Origin of the sequence: Saccharothrix sp. NRRL B-16314 (assembly GCF_000716595.1) — a bacterium.
Lineage (GTDB): Bacteria > Actinomycetota > Actinomycetes > Mycobacteriales > Pseudonocardiaceae > Actinosynnema.
The window spans coordinates 1-411 of record NZ_JNXC01000131.1; the positions used below are offsets into that span (position 1 = coordinate 1).

Genomic DNA, 411 nt, shown 5'->3' on the forward strand with positions numbered 1-411 from the left:
GTGCTGGCCCTCACCGGCCTCCTCGTTGCCCGCCCCACCCAGGCCGCCGCCGACAGCGCCGACTCCTTCATCACCCGCTGCGGCCTTCGGTGCCGGGTCGGGCGACACCGAGACCCAGTACATGGACAAGGCCCGCATCGACGCCCACTTCGCCCGCATGGCCGCGGACGGCGTCGACGTCGCCCGCGTGTGGATGTTCAGCCACGAGAGCTGGCACGGCTTCGAGGAGCGCGAGGGCGAGTTCAACGAGCAGCAGTACGCCGCCTTCGACTACATCATCGAGTCGGCCAAGGCCCACGGTCTGCGCCTGATCCCCGTCTTCGAGAACTACTGGGAGGCGTACGGCGGCATCGACACCCGACTGCGCTGGGAGGGACTCTCCGGCGGCCACCCCGCCCGCGCTCGGGCCGG

1 protein-coding gene is annotated in these 411 nt (G+C 71.0%); it reads left to right on the plus strand.

Translation table 11 applies throughout. From position 1 onward, the window contains the following. Positions 1–121: 121 nt before the first annotated feature. Positions 122–411: hypothetical protein (locus tag OQ02_RS39350; protein ID WP_033443779.1), on the plus strand; the 290-nt coding region annotated here is incomplete at its 3' end.